This window comes from Burkholderia sp. MR1-5-21, assembly GCF_053427715.1.
The window spans coordinates 396,302-411,475 of the sequence record NZ_JBSAXD010000001.1 but is presented as its reverse complement, the minus strand read 5'-3'; the positions used below and the strand labels follow the sequence as shown (position 1 = coordinate 411,475).

Below are 15,174 nucleotides of genomic sequence, written 5' to 3'. Positions count from 1 at the left end.
GGGCGGGGCGGGCGCCCCGCCTGGCGGCCGCGCTTGCCGATCGATTCAACCCTTCCTGACCAACGATGAAACTGACCCGATCCCTGTCAACTGTCGAAGTCCACACCGGCGGTGAAGCGTTTCGCATCGTCACGAGCGGCCTGCCGCGCCTGCCGGGCGACACGATCGTCCAGCGCCGCGCGTGGCTGAAGGAGCACGCCGACGAGATCCGCCGCGCGCTGATGTTCGAGCCGCGCGGCCACGCGGACATGTACGGCGGCTATCTGACCGAACCCGTGTCGCCGAGCGCCGATTTCGGCGTGATCTTCCTGCACAACGAGGGCTACAGCGACCATTGCGGGCACGGCGTGATCGCGCTCGCGACCGCCGCGGTCGAGCTCGGCTGGGTGCAGCGCACGGCGCCGGAGACGCGGGTCGGCATCGATGCGCCGTGCGGCTTCATCGAGGCGTTCGTCAAGTGGGACGGCGAGCATGCGGGGCCCGTGCGCTTCGTCAACGTGCCGTCGTTCATCTGGCAGCGCGACGTGTCGGTCGACACGCCGTCGTTCGGCACCGTGACGGGCGACATCGCGTACGGCGGCGCGTTCTATTTCTACGTCGACGGCGCGCCGTTCGGGCTGCCCGTGCGCGAAGCGGCGGTCGAGCAGTTGATCCGCTTCGGCGCCGAGGTGAAGGCCGCCGCGAACGCGAAGTACCCGGTCGTGCATCCGGAGATTCCGGAGATCAATCACATCTACGGCACGATCATCGCGAACGCGCCGCGCCATCCGGGCTCCACGCAGGCGAACTGCTGCGTGTTCGCGGACCGTGAGGTCGACCGTTCGCCGACCGGCTCGGGCACGGGCGGCCGCGTCGCGCAGCTCTACCAGCGCGGGCGGCTCGCAATCGGCGACACGCTCGTCAACGAGTCGATCGTCGGCACGATCTTCAAGGGGCGCGTGCTGCGCGAAACGACCGTCGGCGACATCCCGGCCGTGATTCCGGAAGTGGAGGGCAGCGCATACATCTGCGGCTTCGCGAACTGGATCATCGACGACCGCGATCCGCAGACCTACGGCTTTCTCGTGCGCTGAACGCGCGCAGTTGCCCGCATTTGCCGTCACCCGTTTGTTGTACCAGGCTTGGCGCGCGTTTCCGGTTGCCGGACGCGCGCTCTTTTTCGCGGGCAGCAGATGACGCGGTTTCCGGGCTTCGAAGCGGCCCCAGATCGGTGTCAAAGCGCCCCCCGATGACGCCTGCCGGCGCCCGCGCGCCTGAACGCCGCGCGACTTTTGGTACGATGCACGCTTTCCAGCAGATCCTTCATCCGCGTGAATCGCCGAAACGTGTCGTCAGTGCGTGACCTCTGTGCCAAATGGGTCGCGCGCGCCCAACCCGTCGCGGCCGCCGCCGCCGCGCCAGTCAAGCGTCTCCTCGCCGTCGTCTGGTTCCACCTGCGGCATCCGACGCGCCGCGGCGTGCTGCTTGCCGCCGCCGCCGTGCCGGCGCTGTTCGTGCTGTACGTGCTCGCGCTGATCCCGTTCACGCCGAGCATCGGCGACATCCGCAAGGCGCGCGTCGACCAGCCGGCGCAGGTGCTGTCGTCCGACGGCAAGCTGCTCGCCGAATTCAAGCCGTCGAACCGCGAGTGGGTGCCGCTCAAGCAGATTTCGCCGCACATGGTCGATGCGCTGATCGCGACCGAGGATCACCGCTTCTACGAGCACCACGGCCTCGACTGGAAACGCACCGCGTCGGCCGCGCTGCACACGTTCTCCGGCAATCGCCAGGGCGGCTCGACGATCACGCAGCAGCTCGCGCGCAACCTGTATCCGGACGAGATCGGCCGTGCGCCGACGCTCACGCGCAAGGTGAAGGAAGCGATCACCGCGCTGAAGATCGAGGCGGTCTACAGCAAGGACCAGATCCTCGAGACCTACCTGAACACGGTGCCGTTCCTGTACAACGCGTACGGCGTCGAGATGGCCGCGCGCACCTATTTCGACAAGTCGGCCGACGAGCTCGACGTGCTCGACAGCGCGACGCTCGTCGGCATGCTGAAGGGCAACAGCTACTACAACCCGGTGCTGAACCCCGAGCGCGCGCTCGCGCGCCGCAATACGGTGCTCGGCCAGATGGTGAAGTACGGCAAGCTGTCGCCGGCGCAGTTCGCGCAATTGCAGCGCCGGCCGCTGCGCGTCGACTTCGAGCGCCAGAAGGAGCCGCCGGGGCCGGCGCCGCATTTCGCGCAGCAGCTGCGCAGGTGGCTGATCGCGTGGGCCGACCGCAACGACTACAACATCTATTCGGACGGGCTGATCGTTCGCACGACGATCGATTCGCGCCTGCAGGCGATGGCGACGCAGGCGCTGAAGCAGCAGGCGAACCAGCTGCAGGGCATCGCGAACGGCGCGTGGAGCGGGCGCGACGGCTGCGGGACCGACAACGAGGTGTTCCGCACGTTCATGCGCGAAGCGCCCGAATACAAGGCGATGCAGGACGCCGGCAAGAACGACGCGACCGCGATGAAGGCGCTCGCGGCCGATCGCGGGTTCATGCGCGCGCTGTGCAAGTCGAAGACCGACGTGCAGGCCGGCTTCCTCGCGATCGATCCGCGCTCGGGGCAGATTCGCGCGTGGGTCGGTAGCCGCGACTTCACGAACGAGCCGTTCGACCACGTCGCGCAGGCGCGCCGCCAGCCGGGCTCGACGTTCAAGCCGTTCGTTTACGGCGCCGCGTTCGCGAGCGGGATGACGCCGGACGACACGTTCGTCGACCAGCCGGTCGAGATTCCGCTGAAGGGCGGCGAGATCTGGCGGCCGAACGACGACGTGCCGCCGACGGGCAAGCCGATGACGCTGCGCGACGCGATCGCGCTGTCGCGCAACCGGATCACCGCGCAGGTGATGGAGAAGGTCGGGCCCGCGACGGTCGCGCGGCTCGCGACCGCGATGGGCGTGCGCGACAGCACGCTCGAACGCGTGCCGTCGCTCGCGCTCGGCACGAGCCCCGTCACGCTGAAGGAGATGGTGACCTCGTACGCGACGATCGCGAACGGCGGGCTTTATGTGGAGCCGCAGATGGTCACGCGCATCGAGAACCGCAACGGCGACGTGCTCGCCGAGTTCGCGCCGGCGCCGCCCGAGCGCGCGCTCGATGCGGAGACCGACAAGACGCTGATCGACGTGATGCGCGACGTCGTCGATCGCGGGACGGGCACGAGCATCCGCACGCGCTTCGGCATCCGCGGCGACGTCGCGGGCAAGACCGGCACCACGCAGGACAACGCGGACGGCTGGTTCATCCTGATGCAGCCGGGCCTCGTCGCGGGCGCGTGGGTCGGTTTCGACGACGGCCGCGTGACGCTGCGCAGCGATTACTGGGGGCAGGGCGCGCACAGCGCGCTGCCGATCGTCGGCGACTTCTTCCAGCGCGCGCTGCGTGCGCGGCTGGTCGACGCGAAGGCGAAGTTCGACACCGAGCCCGCGCCGGGCTGGATTGCGTCGATGCAGGACCGGCTGTCGGGCTGGTTCGGCACGTGGTTCAAGCGCGAGTCGAAGGCGCCGCCGGCTCCAGCGAAGGTGCAGCGCGCGCCGCAGCCGGCTGAACCGGAAGCGGGCGCGGCGTCCGGCGCATCGGCACCGGAAGCCGCTTCGGGCGGCATCGTCGAGGAATGGGTGCCGGCGTCCGAAGTGGCCGCGTCGGCCGCTGCCCTGTCGGCCGCCAGCGCGGCCGGTGCGTCGCAGCCCGCGGCGAACGGCGCGAATACCGGTGCGAATACCGGCAACGGCGCAGGCAACGGTGCCGCGCCTGCCGTGGCCCCGCCCGCGGGGCCGGCGTCGCCGGCCGTTTCGCCGGCGCCGGCCCCCACGGCGCCGGCCGCCCCCGACGTGCAGGCGCCGGCCGGCGCGAGCAGCGTGTACTGATCCGGCCGTTCAGGTTTTGCGCGAGGCTGCCGTAATACGGTCATCACGACAGCCTCGCGCGGCCGCGCCGCGTCTTTCCGATGCGCAGTCCACATGATTACGTCGCGCTCGAGCGTGACGATTTCGCGGCCGGCACGCCGCTGGGATTCGACCTTTACGACCTCGGCGGCGCTGCGCTGCTGCCGGCCGGCACCACGCTCCACGATCCGGCGCAGCACGCGTTCCTGTTCGACCATTTCCGGCCCGCGAAGAAAGGCGATGTCGCAGCGCCGGCGCGGCCGTCGTTCGGCGATGCGCAGACGGGCGACGCGCTCGGCCTGTCGACCAGCGCGACGATCGGCATCCGGCGGCGGGTCGGCGCGACGCGCACGATGCACCGCTGCCGGCTGATCGGCCGCGGCGCGGGCCAGTCGCTGTTCGTCGAGCCGCAGCACGCGGCCGCGTTCGAGTTCGCGCGCGGCGACGACGTCGAGGCGATCGCGATCGGCCGCGCGGCGGTCGTCCGTTTCGCGGCGACCGTCGAAGCGGTGCATGACGAGCCGGCGCCGTTCATGGTCCTGTCGGCGCCCGGGTTCGTCGAGCGGCTGCGCACGCGCGCCGAGCCGCGCGTACCGGTGCGGATCGCCGCGCGCTGCAGCGGCGGGCAGGACGGCGTGGGCAGCTTCGGGATCGTTCGCGACATGAGCCTGAGCGGCCTGTCGATCGCGACGAGCGATGCGCTTGCGAGCGCCGGGGATCCGCTGCGGATCCGGCTGCCGTACGAGGTCGGCGGAAACGTCGCGCTGCTGCCGCTGGACGGCACGGTGCGCAACGTGCACGCGGATCCGGCAGCACCGGGCTTCGTGCTGCACCATGTCGCGTACGGCGACATGGAGACGGCCGATACCGTGCGCCTGAAGGCGCTGCTGTTCGACCGGCTGATGGCGCTGGCGGACGCTGGCAGCGCGGGCTGAGCCGCACGGCGGTGGGCATCGCCCGGCAGTGGGTTGGAAACCGCACCGGCGACGGCATCCGGAGCACGGCACGCGCAATGGAATCCGCCCCCAATTAGATGCGCCGGCACGGATAATAATCAGACAAATCAACCGGGCAGGCGCGGATTATATTTTTTCCGTCAACAGTGAATTCGTGATTTAAGTATTTACCCTGATTGCCCGGACTCCTAGACTTCAGGACATGCGCTACAACTCACGGTTCAAACCGAATGTCCGAAGCGCCTGACAAAAACATCTCGGAGGTTCCATATCATGAATTCGCTGATCAAGGCAGTTGCAGTCGCCGCCCTCGTGGCCGCCCCGCTCGTATCGTTTGCCCAGTCGAACCAGCAGCCGGTGACGCGCGCGCAAGTGCGTGCGGAACTGGTCCAGCTCGAGAAGGCCGGCTACAACCCGAACGACTGGATCAACTATCCGGAAAACATCCAGGCCGCACAGGCCAAGATCGCCGCCGCGCAGAACAGCGGTGCCGCCGACGCGACCGGCTATGGCGCGAATGCGGCAGCAGCGTCGCAGGCCGGCCAGCGCGTCGTCGTGCCGGCTGCCGGCGATACGTCGTCGGTCTACTTCGGCCACTGAGCACCGGCGCCCGGAAGGGCGCCCGGTCAGCCCGGAACGCGAGGCCCGCACTCATCAAGTGCGGGCCTTTCGCATTCCGGGGGCATCCGAAGGGACACGATGAACTTCGCGGTTGTCGAGTCCGTCGTGCAGCGCAATCGTGTCGATCGCGCGCCGCGCGTGCCGTTCATTTCTCGGCATCAGGCGCCTGCTTCGACGCCTTGGCGGCGCCGCCCCGCACGCGACCCGTCAGCACGAGCGCGATCCCGCCCAGGATTGCGACGGACGCAATCGCAAGCCGCCACGTCGGCTGTTCCGCGAGGAACAGCACGGCGCCGCACGCGGCGATCGGCGGCACCGACAACTGCACGGCGGCCGCGCGCATCGCGGTGAGGTGCTTCAGCGCCGCGTACCAGATCACATAGCCGATTCCCGACGTCAACGCGCCGGACACGACCGCGAGCAGCGCGCCGCGCGTCGTCAGATGAAACCGTCCGGCCAGCGCGACACTCAGCACGAGCGCCATCGGCGCGGCGCGCAGGAAATTGGCGGCGGTCGACGCGACCGGGTCGGCGAGCCCGCGTCCGCGCAGCGAATAGACGCCCCACGCGATGCCGGCGGCCGACATCAGCACGACGCCGCCCGGCGTCGGCGCCGATACGCCTGGCGACACGAGATAGAGCAGGCCGGCCACCGCGGCACCCATGCCGACCCAGCCGGTGGCCGCGAACCGTTCGCCCGCGTGCAGTCCTGCCGCGAACATCGTCAGCTGAACCGCGCCGAACAGGATCAGCGCGCCGGTCGCGGCGCTGACCGTCAGGTAGGCGAACGAGAAGCACGCGACGTACGCGAACAGCATCGACGCGGCCAGCCAGTCCGCGCGCGGCGGCGGCCGGCGCGTGCCGGCGCGCACGACGATCGCGAGCATCAGCGCGCCCGACACGAGGCGCAGGCTGCCGAAGCTGGCCGCATCGATCCGCGCGTCGTGCAGCGCGAGCCGGCACAGCAGCGAATTCGACGCGAACGCGAGCATCGCGACGCACGTCAGCCAAACGGTGCGTGCGGTCGGCTGCGTACTCGGCGGCGAGGGATCGGAGGAGGTCGCAAGCGGGCGCATGACAGTGTCACAGATGGCCGGCGACGATCAACGCGGCGCCGCCAAGCAGCGCGAAGCCGAGCGGCGCGGTGAGCCGGCGCCCCCACGCGGCGTTCTTCTCGACGGCCATCGCGGCCGCGAGCGCGAGCATCCAGCCGAGGCTGCCGGCGCCGACGACGAACATCAGCAGCATCAGCGCCCAGCAGCAGCCGACGCAGAACAGACCATGCAGCCCGCCGAGCGCGAACGCATGCCGGTGCGGCGCGTAGCCGCGCCAGTGGCTGATCACGAAGCTGAGCGGCGTGCGGCAGCGATCGAGGCAGCGCGTCTTCAGCGCGCTGAACTGGAATGCGCCGGCGAGCGCGAACACCGTCGCACCGATCAGCCAGCCGTGCCAGGCGAGTGCCGGCACATGCGCGACGCCGGTGAGCAGCAGCGCGTCGAGGCCATGGGCGAGCAAGCCGAACGCGCTCCATACCGCGACGTAGCCGAGGCCGACGAGCGCGAGCAGCCGCGCGCGGTCGGGCCGGCCCGCGACGACGCGCGCGAACGCGTTGAACAGCGACAGCGTGGTCGGCAGCATCATGGCGAGGATCATCAGCGTCCACGATGCCGCGTAGAGCATCGCGGGGAGCCACAGCGTCGCGCCGGGCAGCGCGCGGCACAGCGTCGAGATCGGCCCGGACAGCGTCCAGCCGTCGTGTTCGAGGTAACGCCCGTACGGGCTGCGCGTCCATGACCACAACGCAGCCCACGCGAGCGCGACGAGGCTCGCGAACACGAACGGAAACACGCGGCGATGCTGCAGCGCGGCCATGGCCGTTTCCGCCGCCGCGCAGCGCACGCGAACACGCGTGTGCCGCGCGGCGTGCGATGCCGTTCAGGCGTCGAACAGGAACGTGCTCTGCAGCGCGTTGTGATTCGTCAGATTGACGTCGATGCCGATTGCCGCATTCTTCGAGCGATAGACAGGCGCCTTGCCGACGAACACGGGCGCGCCTGGAACGGTCGAGAACACGGTATCGGACAGCGTCGTCTGCGCACCTGACGGACCGAGGTAGGGCTCGAGTTCCGCGTGGTAGTCGGTGCCGATCGACAGCGTGCCCTTCGCGCCGTTGACGTCGAAGCGGATCGGCGCGCGCTCGATCGAGACGACGGTGCCGATCAGTTTCGCGAGCTCGGCGATCGGTCCGCCGGCCTTGCCCGTATAGACGTTCAGCAGCGCTTTTTCCTGTTCGTCGGAGGCGGTGTCGCTGACGAAGATCGCGGCGGTCCAGTTGCCCTGCAGGATATTGCCCGGCACATGGCAGACCGCGGCGATCGTGTTGCCGCTCACGTCGACTTCGTCGATGGTGCCCTTGTCCATGTGCCACGCGACGATCGTGTCGCAGGTGCCGAAGTCGGGATCTTCGCCGATCCAGCACGGGCACAGCACGCGGCAGTTGCAGACCTCGAGCAGACGGCCTTCCAGGTGATAGCTCATGGTTTCCTCCTTTTTTGAGAGAGCGACCGCGCGGTGCGCCACACAGAGGACACCGCCCGACGTTCGATCAGGCGGGATCGGCGGTGTGAACGCGGAATGCGCAGAGGAATGCAGTGGGCGCGGGGAGCGGGACGGGTGCGATAGCGTGTGCCGAGTCGGCGTATGGATTTTCCAGTGTAGGCGTGCACGACTGATATTCAAGCCGATGCCCGGCGGCCGCGCGCGCGGCGGGCCGGGAGGTCTGGCCGGGAGTCCGCGCCAAGCGTCCGTATTGAGTGTCCGCGCCAAGAGTCCGTGTCGAGATGTCGTGCCGAGAGTTCCGGCGGACAAGTTGGGCTGACAACCGCACGCGCGTGCGCTAGCATCGCGGTCGATGTTGCCGCACCCAAGCGGCCGATGCGCGTTGCAACGTGCCGGCCCGTGGCGCGGCGCCGCGCGCCGAGGCGCGGCAGGGCGGCTGGCCCGGCATCGTGTTCCACGACATCAACGAATAAAAAGGAGCGTCCATGCGTGTCTTGACCGGTCTGCTGTGCTCGTTGGCACTGGCGGCGAACGCCCATGCGCAGGCGAACTGCGCGAATGCATCCGATCAGGCGACGATGACGGCGTGCGCCGATCGCGCATACCGGAAATCCGATGACGAACTGAACCGCACCTATCAGGCCGTCACCGCGCGTTTGCGCGACAACGGTGCGCTCGGGGAGAAGCTCGTCACCGCACAGCGCGCATGGATTGAATACCGCGATGCCGAATGCGGCTTCTCGAGTGCGGGCGCAGCGGGCGGCAGCGTGTATCCGATGGTGGTCTCGACGTGCCTCGACGATCTGACGAAAGCGCGCACCGAGACGCTGCAGGGCTATCTGTCTTGCGAGGACGGCGACCTGGCCTGTCCGGTGCCGGCGAAATGAGCATGCGGCGTGAAGCGGGCGCGGGTGTCCGCTTCACGCCGCTTGCAGTGCGACGCTCGCCGCGCGTTGTGCGTCAGACTCGCCGTCGAACGTCGCCTTCGAACGTCGTCGTTACACGTCGCCGTTACACGTCGTCCGTTTCGTCGAGCAGCTTGTGCCGCATCGCGTAGCGTACGAGTGCGGCCTCGTGCGGCATCTGCATCTTCTCGAGGATCCGCGTCTTGTACGTGCTGACCGTCTTGGCGCTCACGCACAGCGCCTGCGCGATCTCGGTCAGCGTCTGCCCGGCGGCGATGCGGCGGAACACGTCGAATTCGCGGTCCGACAGCCGCTGGTGCGGCAGCGTCTCCGCGGGTTCGTTCAGGCTCTGCGCGAACTGCTCGGCCATCGCGAGGCTCACGTAGACGCCGCCCGACGCGACCTTCGTCACCGCGCCGACCAGCTCGGCGCTCGCGCTTTCCTTCGTCAGGTAGCCGGACGCGCCCGCGCGGAACGCGCGCACCGCGTATTGCTGTTCCGCATGCATCGTCAGCACCAGCACGCGCAGCGCCGGCTTTTCGTCCTTGATCTGCTTGATCAGTTCGACGCCGTTGCGGCCCGGCATCGACAGGTCGAGCACCAGCACCTGCGCGGGTGTCGAGCGCACGAGCGCGATCGTCGTCGGGCCGTCCCACGCTTCCCCCGCGACCTCGAAGTCGCTCGCGTTCTGCAGAATGTGCCGCAAACCGTCGCGCACGAGCGTATGGTCGTCGGCGATGAGCACCTTGATCATGTGTAGGTCGGTTCCTGTTGGATCGTGTTCAGTGGGAGCGCGACGGTGAGCGAGAAGCCGCGCGCGAGCGCGGTGTCGATCGTCACGCTGCCGCCCAGCATGTGCGCGCGTTCGCGGATGCCGATCAGCCCGAACGACTTGTCTTCGTGCGTCGGGCCGCCGGGCGCCGCGCCGCGGCCGTTGTCCGCGATGCGCAGCACGCAGAAGCCGCTCTCGACGTCGAGCGTCAGCGCAACCCGCGTCGCGTCAGCATGCCGCGCGACGTTGGTCAGCGCTTCCTGGACGATGCGGAACAGCGTCGTCGCGCCGGCGTTCGTGAAGGTGATGCCGCCCGTTTCGATGTGCCGCTCGACGTCGATTCCGTAGCGGTTCGTGAAATCGTTCGCGAGCCATTCGATCGCCGGCACGAGGCCGAGATCGTCGAGCATCACGGGCCGCAGGTCGGCCGCGATGCGCCGCACCGACGCGACCGTCGCGTCGATCAGCCGCCGCATGCCCTGAAGCTGGGTGAGCACGTCGTCGTCGGGCGCCGTGCCGTCGGACGCGTGCAGCCGGTTTTCGACGACCGACAGATCCATCTTCAGCGCGGTGAGCTGCTGCCCGAGGTCGTCGTGCAGCTCGCGTGCGATGCGGGATTTTTCTTCCTCGCGCACGTTCTGCAGGTTCGCCGACAGCTCGCGCAACTCCTCGCGCGACTGCTTGAGCGCGTTCTCCGCGCGCAGGCGTTCGGTGATGTCGCGCAGCATCACCGTGTAGAGCTTGCCGGATGCATCGCGGATCTGCGAGATCGACGCCTCGATCGGGAATTCCTCGCTGTTGCCGCGCAGCCCGAACAGCACGCGCTGGCGGCCCATCTGCCGCTCCGACACGCCCGTCACGCCGAACTGGTCGACGTGCTTCGCATGCGCGGCGCGGAACCGCTCGGGGATGAAGCGCGACAGCGGCGCGCCGATCGCTTCCATCGCGGAGACGCCGAACACCTGCTCGGCCATCGGATTGAAGATCACGATCGTCTGCTGTTCGTCGATCGTGATGATGGCCTCCATCGACGAGCGGATGATGCCCATCATCCGTGCTTCGTTGAGGATCCCGCGGCTGCGCGCGCCGAGGTCGGACATCGCCGCGAGCCGGCCGCGCGCCAGCGCGTGGACGAGCGCCGCGAGCGCCAGCGACGCCAAGAGGCCCGCCGCGAGCACGGTGCCGGCCGCGCGCTGCGCGCCCGTCGCACTCGGGCGGCCGTCGGTGGAATACGCGAGCGTCAGCGTGCTGCCGCCGAAGTTCAGCACGTCGGTCCGGCGCATCAGGTCGGGCGAGGCCAATGCTTCGTCGGTGGTCGATTCCGCGCTGAAGATCGGCTGCGGGTCGTCGTTGGCGCTGACCCGCAGGTCGATGCCGCGCTCCGCGTCGAGCGCGCGTTCGATCAGGCGCCGTGAGTTCAGCGCGGCGAACACGACACCGTCGATACCCCCGGCGACAGCGGAGCCGCTCGCGGCCGGCGCCGCCGCGCGCGGCGCGTCGCTGACCGGCAGGAACAGCGTGACGGCGCGCACGGCATCGTCGTCGGCGGGATGCACGCCGAGCGCGGCCTCGCCGGTCTGCACCGCGCGCCGCAACGATGCGGCGTCGGGCGCGCCGAAGCGGGCGACGGGCGAGGACGAGGCGGGCGCGCTGAGCGTTGCGACGGCGAGCGGCCCGTCCGGCGGCGCGGCGGTGCCCGCGAGCGCGTCGCGCACGGAGGCCGACAGCGGCGCGTAACCGAGCTGGCGAACCGGCGAATGGCCATTGTCGAGGTCGAGCGTGTCGACGTACTGCCGCCATTGCGCGGGCGTCGTTTGCGGCACGAGGCCGAGCGCGCCGCGCGCGCCTTCGAGCACGGTGACGCCGGCCTGCAGCTCGTGGCGCAGCATGGCCGTCACGTGCGCGGTGCGGCGTTCGAAGCGCGTATGGACGGCGCCTTGCCACTGCTCGCGCACGAGCAGCGCGACGCCCAGCGACACGATGGCGCCGGCGACGAACGCGACGACGCCGGCCGCGATCGGCTGGCGTAACATGGTTTGAAGACGCGATGGTACAACGGCATCACGCGTCTGGGTTCCGCTGGCGGTCATTTGCTGGCCACTCTGTCTCGAGGCCGCCCACGGCACTGGGGCGGCACGGGAAAATCGGGCGCGGCTGGCGCCCGACGCATGGCGGGATCTGTTTTCAAGACGAAATTGTGCGCGTTTTGCGCCTCCGATGTAAATGGGGTCGGCTGAAAATGCGGTGGCCGACCGCGCGCAACGGGGGCGTCGGCCGCGCTTGATGCGCGTCAACCGGCGCGCGGGTGCGCGGGGCCAGACTGATCGGGGGGCCGGCGAGGCCCGTTCGCATGTCCGTCATCGACGCGAACGGGCGCGGGGGCCGGCTGCGGGATGCAGGTTGCAATGCGAACGACCGTTGGGAGGTGCGAACCATGTACAAGCGGATTTTCGTCGCGCTCGACGACAGCGCCAGTGCGCGTCTGGCGCTGGATGAAGCCATCAGGATCGCGGCCGCGTCGGGCGGCGCGATCACGTGTGCGCATGTCGTCGAGCACAAGCAGCAGCTCGTCGACGTCGATGCGGGCTTCGCCGATACGCGGGACGTCGAACCGTCGTCGGCGGATGCGTTGACACACATGATCGACGATGCGAAGGCCGCGCTCGCCGAACGCAGCATCGCAGGCACGGTACGCGCGATCGATGCGTACGGCGAAGATGTCGCGGCGGTGCTGATGCGCACCGCGGCCGAGGCCGACGCGGACCTGATCGTGATGGGCACGAGCGGGCGGCACGGCTTGCGGCGTCTGCTGGTCGGCAGCGTCGCGGAATCGCTGCTGCGTGCGGCCGACCGGCCGGTATTGATGGTGCGGCACAGCGAAAAGGCGGCGGCGACACCGCCGGCTGCGGCGCCGGACGCATAACGGCAGCGGCAGCGGCAGGGCGCGCGCTGCGCGCGTCGTGCGCCGGTCAGGCGTTGTCGGACCGGTGCGGGCAGGCGCGCGCCGCCGCCCGCGAAACTTGCGCCGCGCCGCGCTCTTCTGGCAGCATCCGCTGGGTAGTCCATTTCCTTCAGCGCCGGACACACGGCCGATCGGACGCGCGTCGGGGCCGGCGTGCATGGAGCGCAGCAGATGACAATATCGACAAAGGGACTGCGGTTGGCCGAGGTCTGGTTTCAGCGCGCGCTGTGGATCATCGCGGTGGTGTTCGCGGGTTTCCTGATCGGGCTCGGCGGGCTGATCGTCGGCGACCTGCCGCGTGTCGAGCAGGCGCCGGACCGCGACACGTTCATCGACCAGCAGGCGGCCGCGCCGTTGCGCCAGACGCTCGCGAAGCTGGCGGCCGAGCAGACCGCGAACCGCGACGCGACCGAGCAGGCGTCGCTGCTGCTGACCGCCGCCGAGCAGGACACCCAGCAGGCGCGCGAAGCGTTCCGCGCGGTGATCGCCAGCCGCCACGCGACCGAGCGCGCCGAACAGGATCCGGCCGTCATCGCGCACGCGCATGCGCTCGAGGCGGCGACCCAGCGCGAACGCGACGCGCAGGCCCGCATCGGCACGCTGAAGCAGGCCGCGCAGGCACTCGACCGCCAGCAGGGGGCGACGCGGCAGGCATTGGCGGCACTCGACGACCAGGCGGACAGCAAGCTCGAAGCGGCGCAGCGCAAGCAGGAGCTGCGCGTGTTCGGCATCAGGCTGCTGTTCACGGTGCCGCTGCTGCTGATCGCCGGGTGGCTGTTCGCGAAGCAGCGCGGCAGCCGCTACTGGCCGTTCGTGTGGGGCTTCATCTTCTTCGCGCTGTTCGCGTTCTTCGTCGAGCTCGTCCCGTATCTGCCGAGCTACGGCGGGTACGTGCGCTACATCGTCGGCATCGTGCTCACGGTCGCGATCGGACAATATGCGATCCGCGCGCTGTCGCGCTATCTGGAGCAGAAACGCCGCGAGGAACAGCAGCCTGACCTGTCGCGGCGCGAGGCGCTCGACTTCGTGACCGCGTACGCGCGGATCGCGAAAAAAGTCTGTCCCGGCTGCGAACGGCCGCTCGATACCGCCGATCCGAACGCGAATTTCTGCCCGCATTGCGGGATCTGCGTGTTCAATGCGTGCGAACGTTGCCATACGCGCAAGAACGCGTTCAGCCGCTTCTGTCCGTCATGCGGGACGTCCGCCGACGGGGTGGCGCCGCCGACGCCCGCCGCGTGACGGAGGACGAGCGCCGACCGGCTCCGCGCGCCGCCCGCCGGCGCGCAGTCGGCATGCCGTGCCGCGCGGCATTCATCAAACCCGTTTAGAATCGCGGTCATCCCGTCCCGCTGCGCAAGTGTCGCGGCGATCGTTGCAGCGCACGCCGGCGGCCGACCCGCCGGCATCGCCTGCCTGTCATCCAGGAGCGCCGCCGTGTGGCACTTTCCCGTCGCGATTCCCTCGTCGCTCGGCCCGTGGGCCGTGTTCGCGAGCGTGCTGATCACGCAGCTCGGCGTGCCGGTGCCGGCCGTGCCGATGCTGATCCTCGGCGGCACGATGGCGGCGATGGGGCAGGCGTCCTATGCGAGCATGTTCGTCGCGGCCGTCGGTGCGACGATGATCGCCGATTCGTTGTGGTTCTTCATGGGCCGCACGCGCGGCCGCCGGCTGATCAACGCGCTCGTGCGCTTCTCGCTGTCGCTCGATACGACGCTGCGCTTCGCGCGTAATGTGTTCGAAAGACACGGCGCGCCGTTGCTCGTGCTCGCGAAATTCCTGCCGGGGCTCGGCCTCGTATCGGCGCCGCTGCTCGGCACGACCGCGATCGGCGTCGGCGTGTTCCTGATGTGGGACCTGGCGGGCGCGTCGCTGTGGGCCGCATTCTGGCTCGTCGGCGGCGCCGCGATCCACGACCAGATCGTCCAGTTCGTGCTGTGGGTGCGCGCGAGCGGCGGGACGATCCTCGACGCGTTCCTCGCGATCTTCATCACGTTCCTGCTGTACCGCTGGGTACGCCGCGTCCAGTTCCGGCGCTGGCTCGCGCAGGTTCGCATCTCGCCGCCGCAGCTCGTCGAGATGATGACGTCCGACGAGCCGCCGCTGATCTTCGACGCGCGGCCGCGCGCGGTGCGCGAGCGCGAGCCGTTCCGGATCGCCGGCGCGGTGCCGCTCGATCTCGATTCGCCCGACCTGCTCGATCCGGAAGTGCTGAAGCGCCCGATCGTCGTCTATTGCGTGTGCCCGAACGAGGCGACCGCGAAACGCATCGTCGCGCAGCTGCAGCGCAAGAAGATGATCCACCACATCAAGGCGCTGAAGGGCGGCCTCGACGCGTGGGAAAAACACGGCTACCCGGTCGAGCCGTTCCCGTCCGACCTCGACACGTCGCGCTATTTCGTGCGGCCCGAGCAGGCCGTCCTCGAAGGCGAATACACGGTGCGCGCGACGCTGTCGAAGTAAATCGCCGCACGGCC

General features: G+C 69.4%; 13 protein-coding genes. 8 read left to right on the top strand and 5 right to left on the bottom strand.

All coding sequences use genetic code 11. The features are described 5' to 3' along the window. Positions 1–65 precede the first annotated feature (65 nt). The 4 genes from lhpH (at position 66) to ACV229_RS01725 (ending at position 5,479) form a co-directional block, all read left to right on the top strand. The gene (lhpH, locus tag ACV229_RS01740) at positions 66–1,073 is read left to right on the top strand and encodes a trans-3-hydroxy-L-proline dehydratase (protein ID WP_448081387.1); all 1,008 of its coding nucleotides are present in this window, start codon (positions 66–68) and stop codon (positions 1,071–1,073) included. A gap of 252 nt (positions 1,074–1,325) precedes the next feature. Then, the gene (locus ACV229_RS01735) at positions 1,326–3,905 is read left to right on the top strand and encodes a penicillin-binding protein 1A (RefSeq protein ID WP_448081386.1); all 2,580 of its coding nucleotides are present in this window, start codon (positions 1,326–1,328) and stop codon (positions 3,903–3,905) included. 80 nt (positions 3,906–3,985) lie between these two features. Further along, positions 3,986–4,858: a PilZ domain-containing protein gene (locus tag ACV229_RS01730; protein ID WP_448081385.1), complete on the top strand. Its 873-nt coding sequence runs from the start codon at positions 3,986–3,988 to the stop codon at positions 4,856–4,858. Between the two features lie 294 nt (positions 4,859–5,152). Next, the gene (locus tag ACV229_RS01725) at positions 5,153–5,479 is read left to right on the top strand and encodes a DUF4148 domain-containing protein (RefSeq protein WP_448081384.1); all 327 of its coding nucleotides are present in this window, start codon (positions 5,153–5,155) and stop codon (positions 5,477–5,479) included. A 166-nt stretch (positions 5,480–5,645) separates the two neighbouring features. On the opposite strand, the gene ACV229_RS01720 is transcribed toward ACV229_RS01725, so the two are convergent. The 3 genes from ACV229_RS01720 to ACV229_RS01710 all read right to left on the bottom strand — a co-directional run bounded on the left by ACV229_RS01720 (position 5,646) and on the right by ACV229_RS01710 (position 8,037). After that, a complete protein-coding gene (locus ACV229_RS01720) occupies positions 5,646–6,575 on the bottom strand; it encodes a DMT family transporter (protein WP_448081383.1) in 930 nt (309 codons plus the stop codon). A gap of 7 nt (positions 6,576–6,582) precedes the next feature. Then, positions 6,583–7,371 carry a DUF2182 domain-containing protein gene (locus ACV229_RS01715; RefSeq protein ID WP_448081382.1) on the bottom strand — a complete coding sequence of 263 codons (789 nt, stop codon included), beginning with the start codon at positions 7,369–7,371 and terminating at the stop codon, positions 6,583–6,585. A 63-nt stretch (positions 7,372–7,434) separates the two neighbouring features. Further along, positions 7,435–8,037: a DUF1326 domain-containing protein gene (locus ACV229_RS01710; RefSeq protein WP_448081381.1), complete on the bottom strand. Its 603-nt coding sequence runs from the start codon at positions 8,035–8,037 to the stop codon at positions 7,435–7,437. A gap of 506 nt (positions 8,038–8,543) precedes the next feature. Here ACV229_RS01710 and ACV229_RS01705 point away from each other — a divergent pair. After that, positions 8,544–8,945, top strand: coding sequence for a lysozyme inhibitor LprI family protein (locus ACV229_RS01705; protein ID WP_448081380.1), 402 nt, complete (start codon positions 8,544–8,546; stop codon positions 8,943–8,945). 124 nt (positions 8,946–9,069) lie between these two features. Here the strand turns inward: ACV229_RS01705 and ACV229_RS01700 are convergent, their stop codons facing one another. Next, positions 9,070–9,717, bottom strand: a complete 648-nt coding sequence (locus ACV229_RS01700) for a response regulator (RefSeq protein WP_448081379.1) — start codon at positions 9,715–9,717, stop codon at positions 9,070–9,072. Then, positions 9,714–11,825 (bottom strand): sensor histidine kinase, encoded by a 2,112-nt coding sequence (locus ACV229_RS01695; RefSeq protein WP_448081378.1) that lies wholly within the window; start codon positions 11,823–11,825, stop codon positions 9,714–9,716. The genes ACV229_RS01700 and ACV229_RS01695 overlap by 4 nt, the downstream gene beginning before the upstream one ends. A 344-nt stretch (positions 11,826–12,169) precedes the next feature. Between ACV229_RS01695 and ACV229_RS01690 the strand changes: the two genes are divergently transcribed. The 3 genes from ACV229_RS01690 (at position 12,170) to ACV229_RS01680 (ending at position 15,160) form a co-directional block, all read left to right on the top strand. Continuing rightward, the gene (locus tag ACV229_RS01690) at positions 12,170–12,658 is read left to right on the top strand and encodes a universal stress protein (RefSeq protein WP_448081377.1); all 489 of its coding nucleotides are present in this window, start codon (positions 12,170–12,172) and stop codon (positions 12,656–12,658) included. Between the two features lie 210 nt (positions 12,659–12,868). Further along, on the top strand, positions 12,869–13,939 hold the full coding sequence (locus tag ACV229_RS01685) for a serine endopeptidase (protein ID WP_448081376.1): 1,071 nt from the start codon (positions 12,869–12,871) through the stop codon (positions 13,937–13,939). A 195-nt stretch (positions 13,940–14,134) separates the two neighbouring features. Continuing rightward, complete coding sequence (locus ACV229_RS01680; RefSeq protein WP_448081375.1) at positions 14,135–15,160, top strand: VTT domain-containing protein; 1,026 nt, start codon at positions 14,135–14,137, stop codon at positions 15,158–15,160. Positions 15,161–15,174 lie beyond the last annotated feature (14 nt).

Coding starts and splice junctions, on each gene's coding strand:
- ACV229_RS01700 (WP_448081379.1), bottom strand. CDS start 9,717: ATGATCAAGGTGCTCATCGCCGACGACCATACGCTCGTGCGCGACGGT.
- ACV229_RS01695 (WP_448081378.1), bottom strand. CDS start 11,825: ATGACCGCCAGCGGAACCCAGACGCGTGATGCCGTTGTACCATCGCGT.
- ACV229_RS01705 (WP_448081380.1), top strand. CDS start 8,544: ATGCGTGTCTTGACCGGTCTGCTGTGCTCGTTGGCACTGGCGGCGAAC.
- lhpH (WP_448081387.1), top strand. CDS start 66: ATGAAACTGACCCGATCCCTGTCAACTGTCGAAGTCCACACCGGCGGT.
- ACV229_RS01685 (WP_448081376.1), top strand. CDS start 12,869: ATGACAATATCGACAAAGGGACTGCGGTTGGCCGAGGTCTGGTTTCAG.
- ACV229_RS01730 (WP_448081385.1), top strand. CDS start 3,986: ATGCGCAGTCCACATGATTACGTCGCGCTCGAGCGTGACGATTTCGCG.
- ACV229_RS01690 (WP_448081377.1), top strand. CDS start 12,170: ATGTACAAGCGGATTTTCGTCGCGCTCGACGACAGCGCCAGTGCGCGT.
- ACV229_RS01720 (WP_448081383.1), bottom strand. CDS start 6,575: ATGCGCCCGCTTGCGACCTCCTCCGATCCCTCGCCGCCGAGTACGCAG.
- ACV229_RS01725 (WP_448081384.1), top strand. CDS start 5,153: ATGAATTCGCTGATCAAGGCAGTTGCAGTCGCCGCCCTCGTGGCCGCC.
- ACV229_RS01710 (WP_448081381.1), bottom strand. CDS start 8,037: ATGAGCTATCACCTGGAAGGCCGTCTGCTCGAGGTCTGCAACTGCCGC.
- ACV229_RS01715 (WP_448081382.1), bottom strand. CDS start 7,371: ATGGCCGCGCTGCAGCATCGCCGCGTGTTTCCGTTCGTGTTCGCGAGC.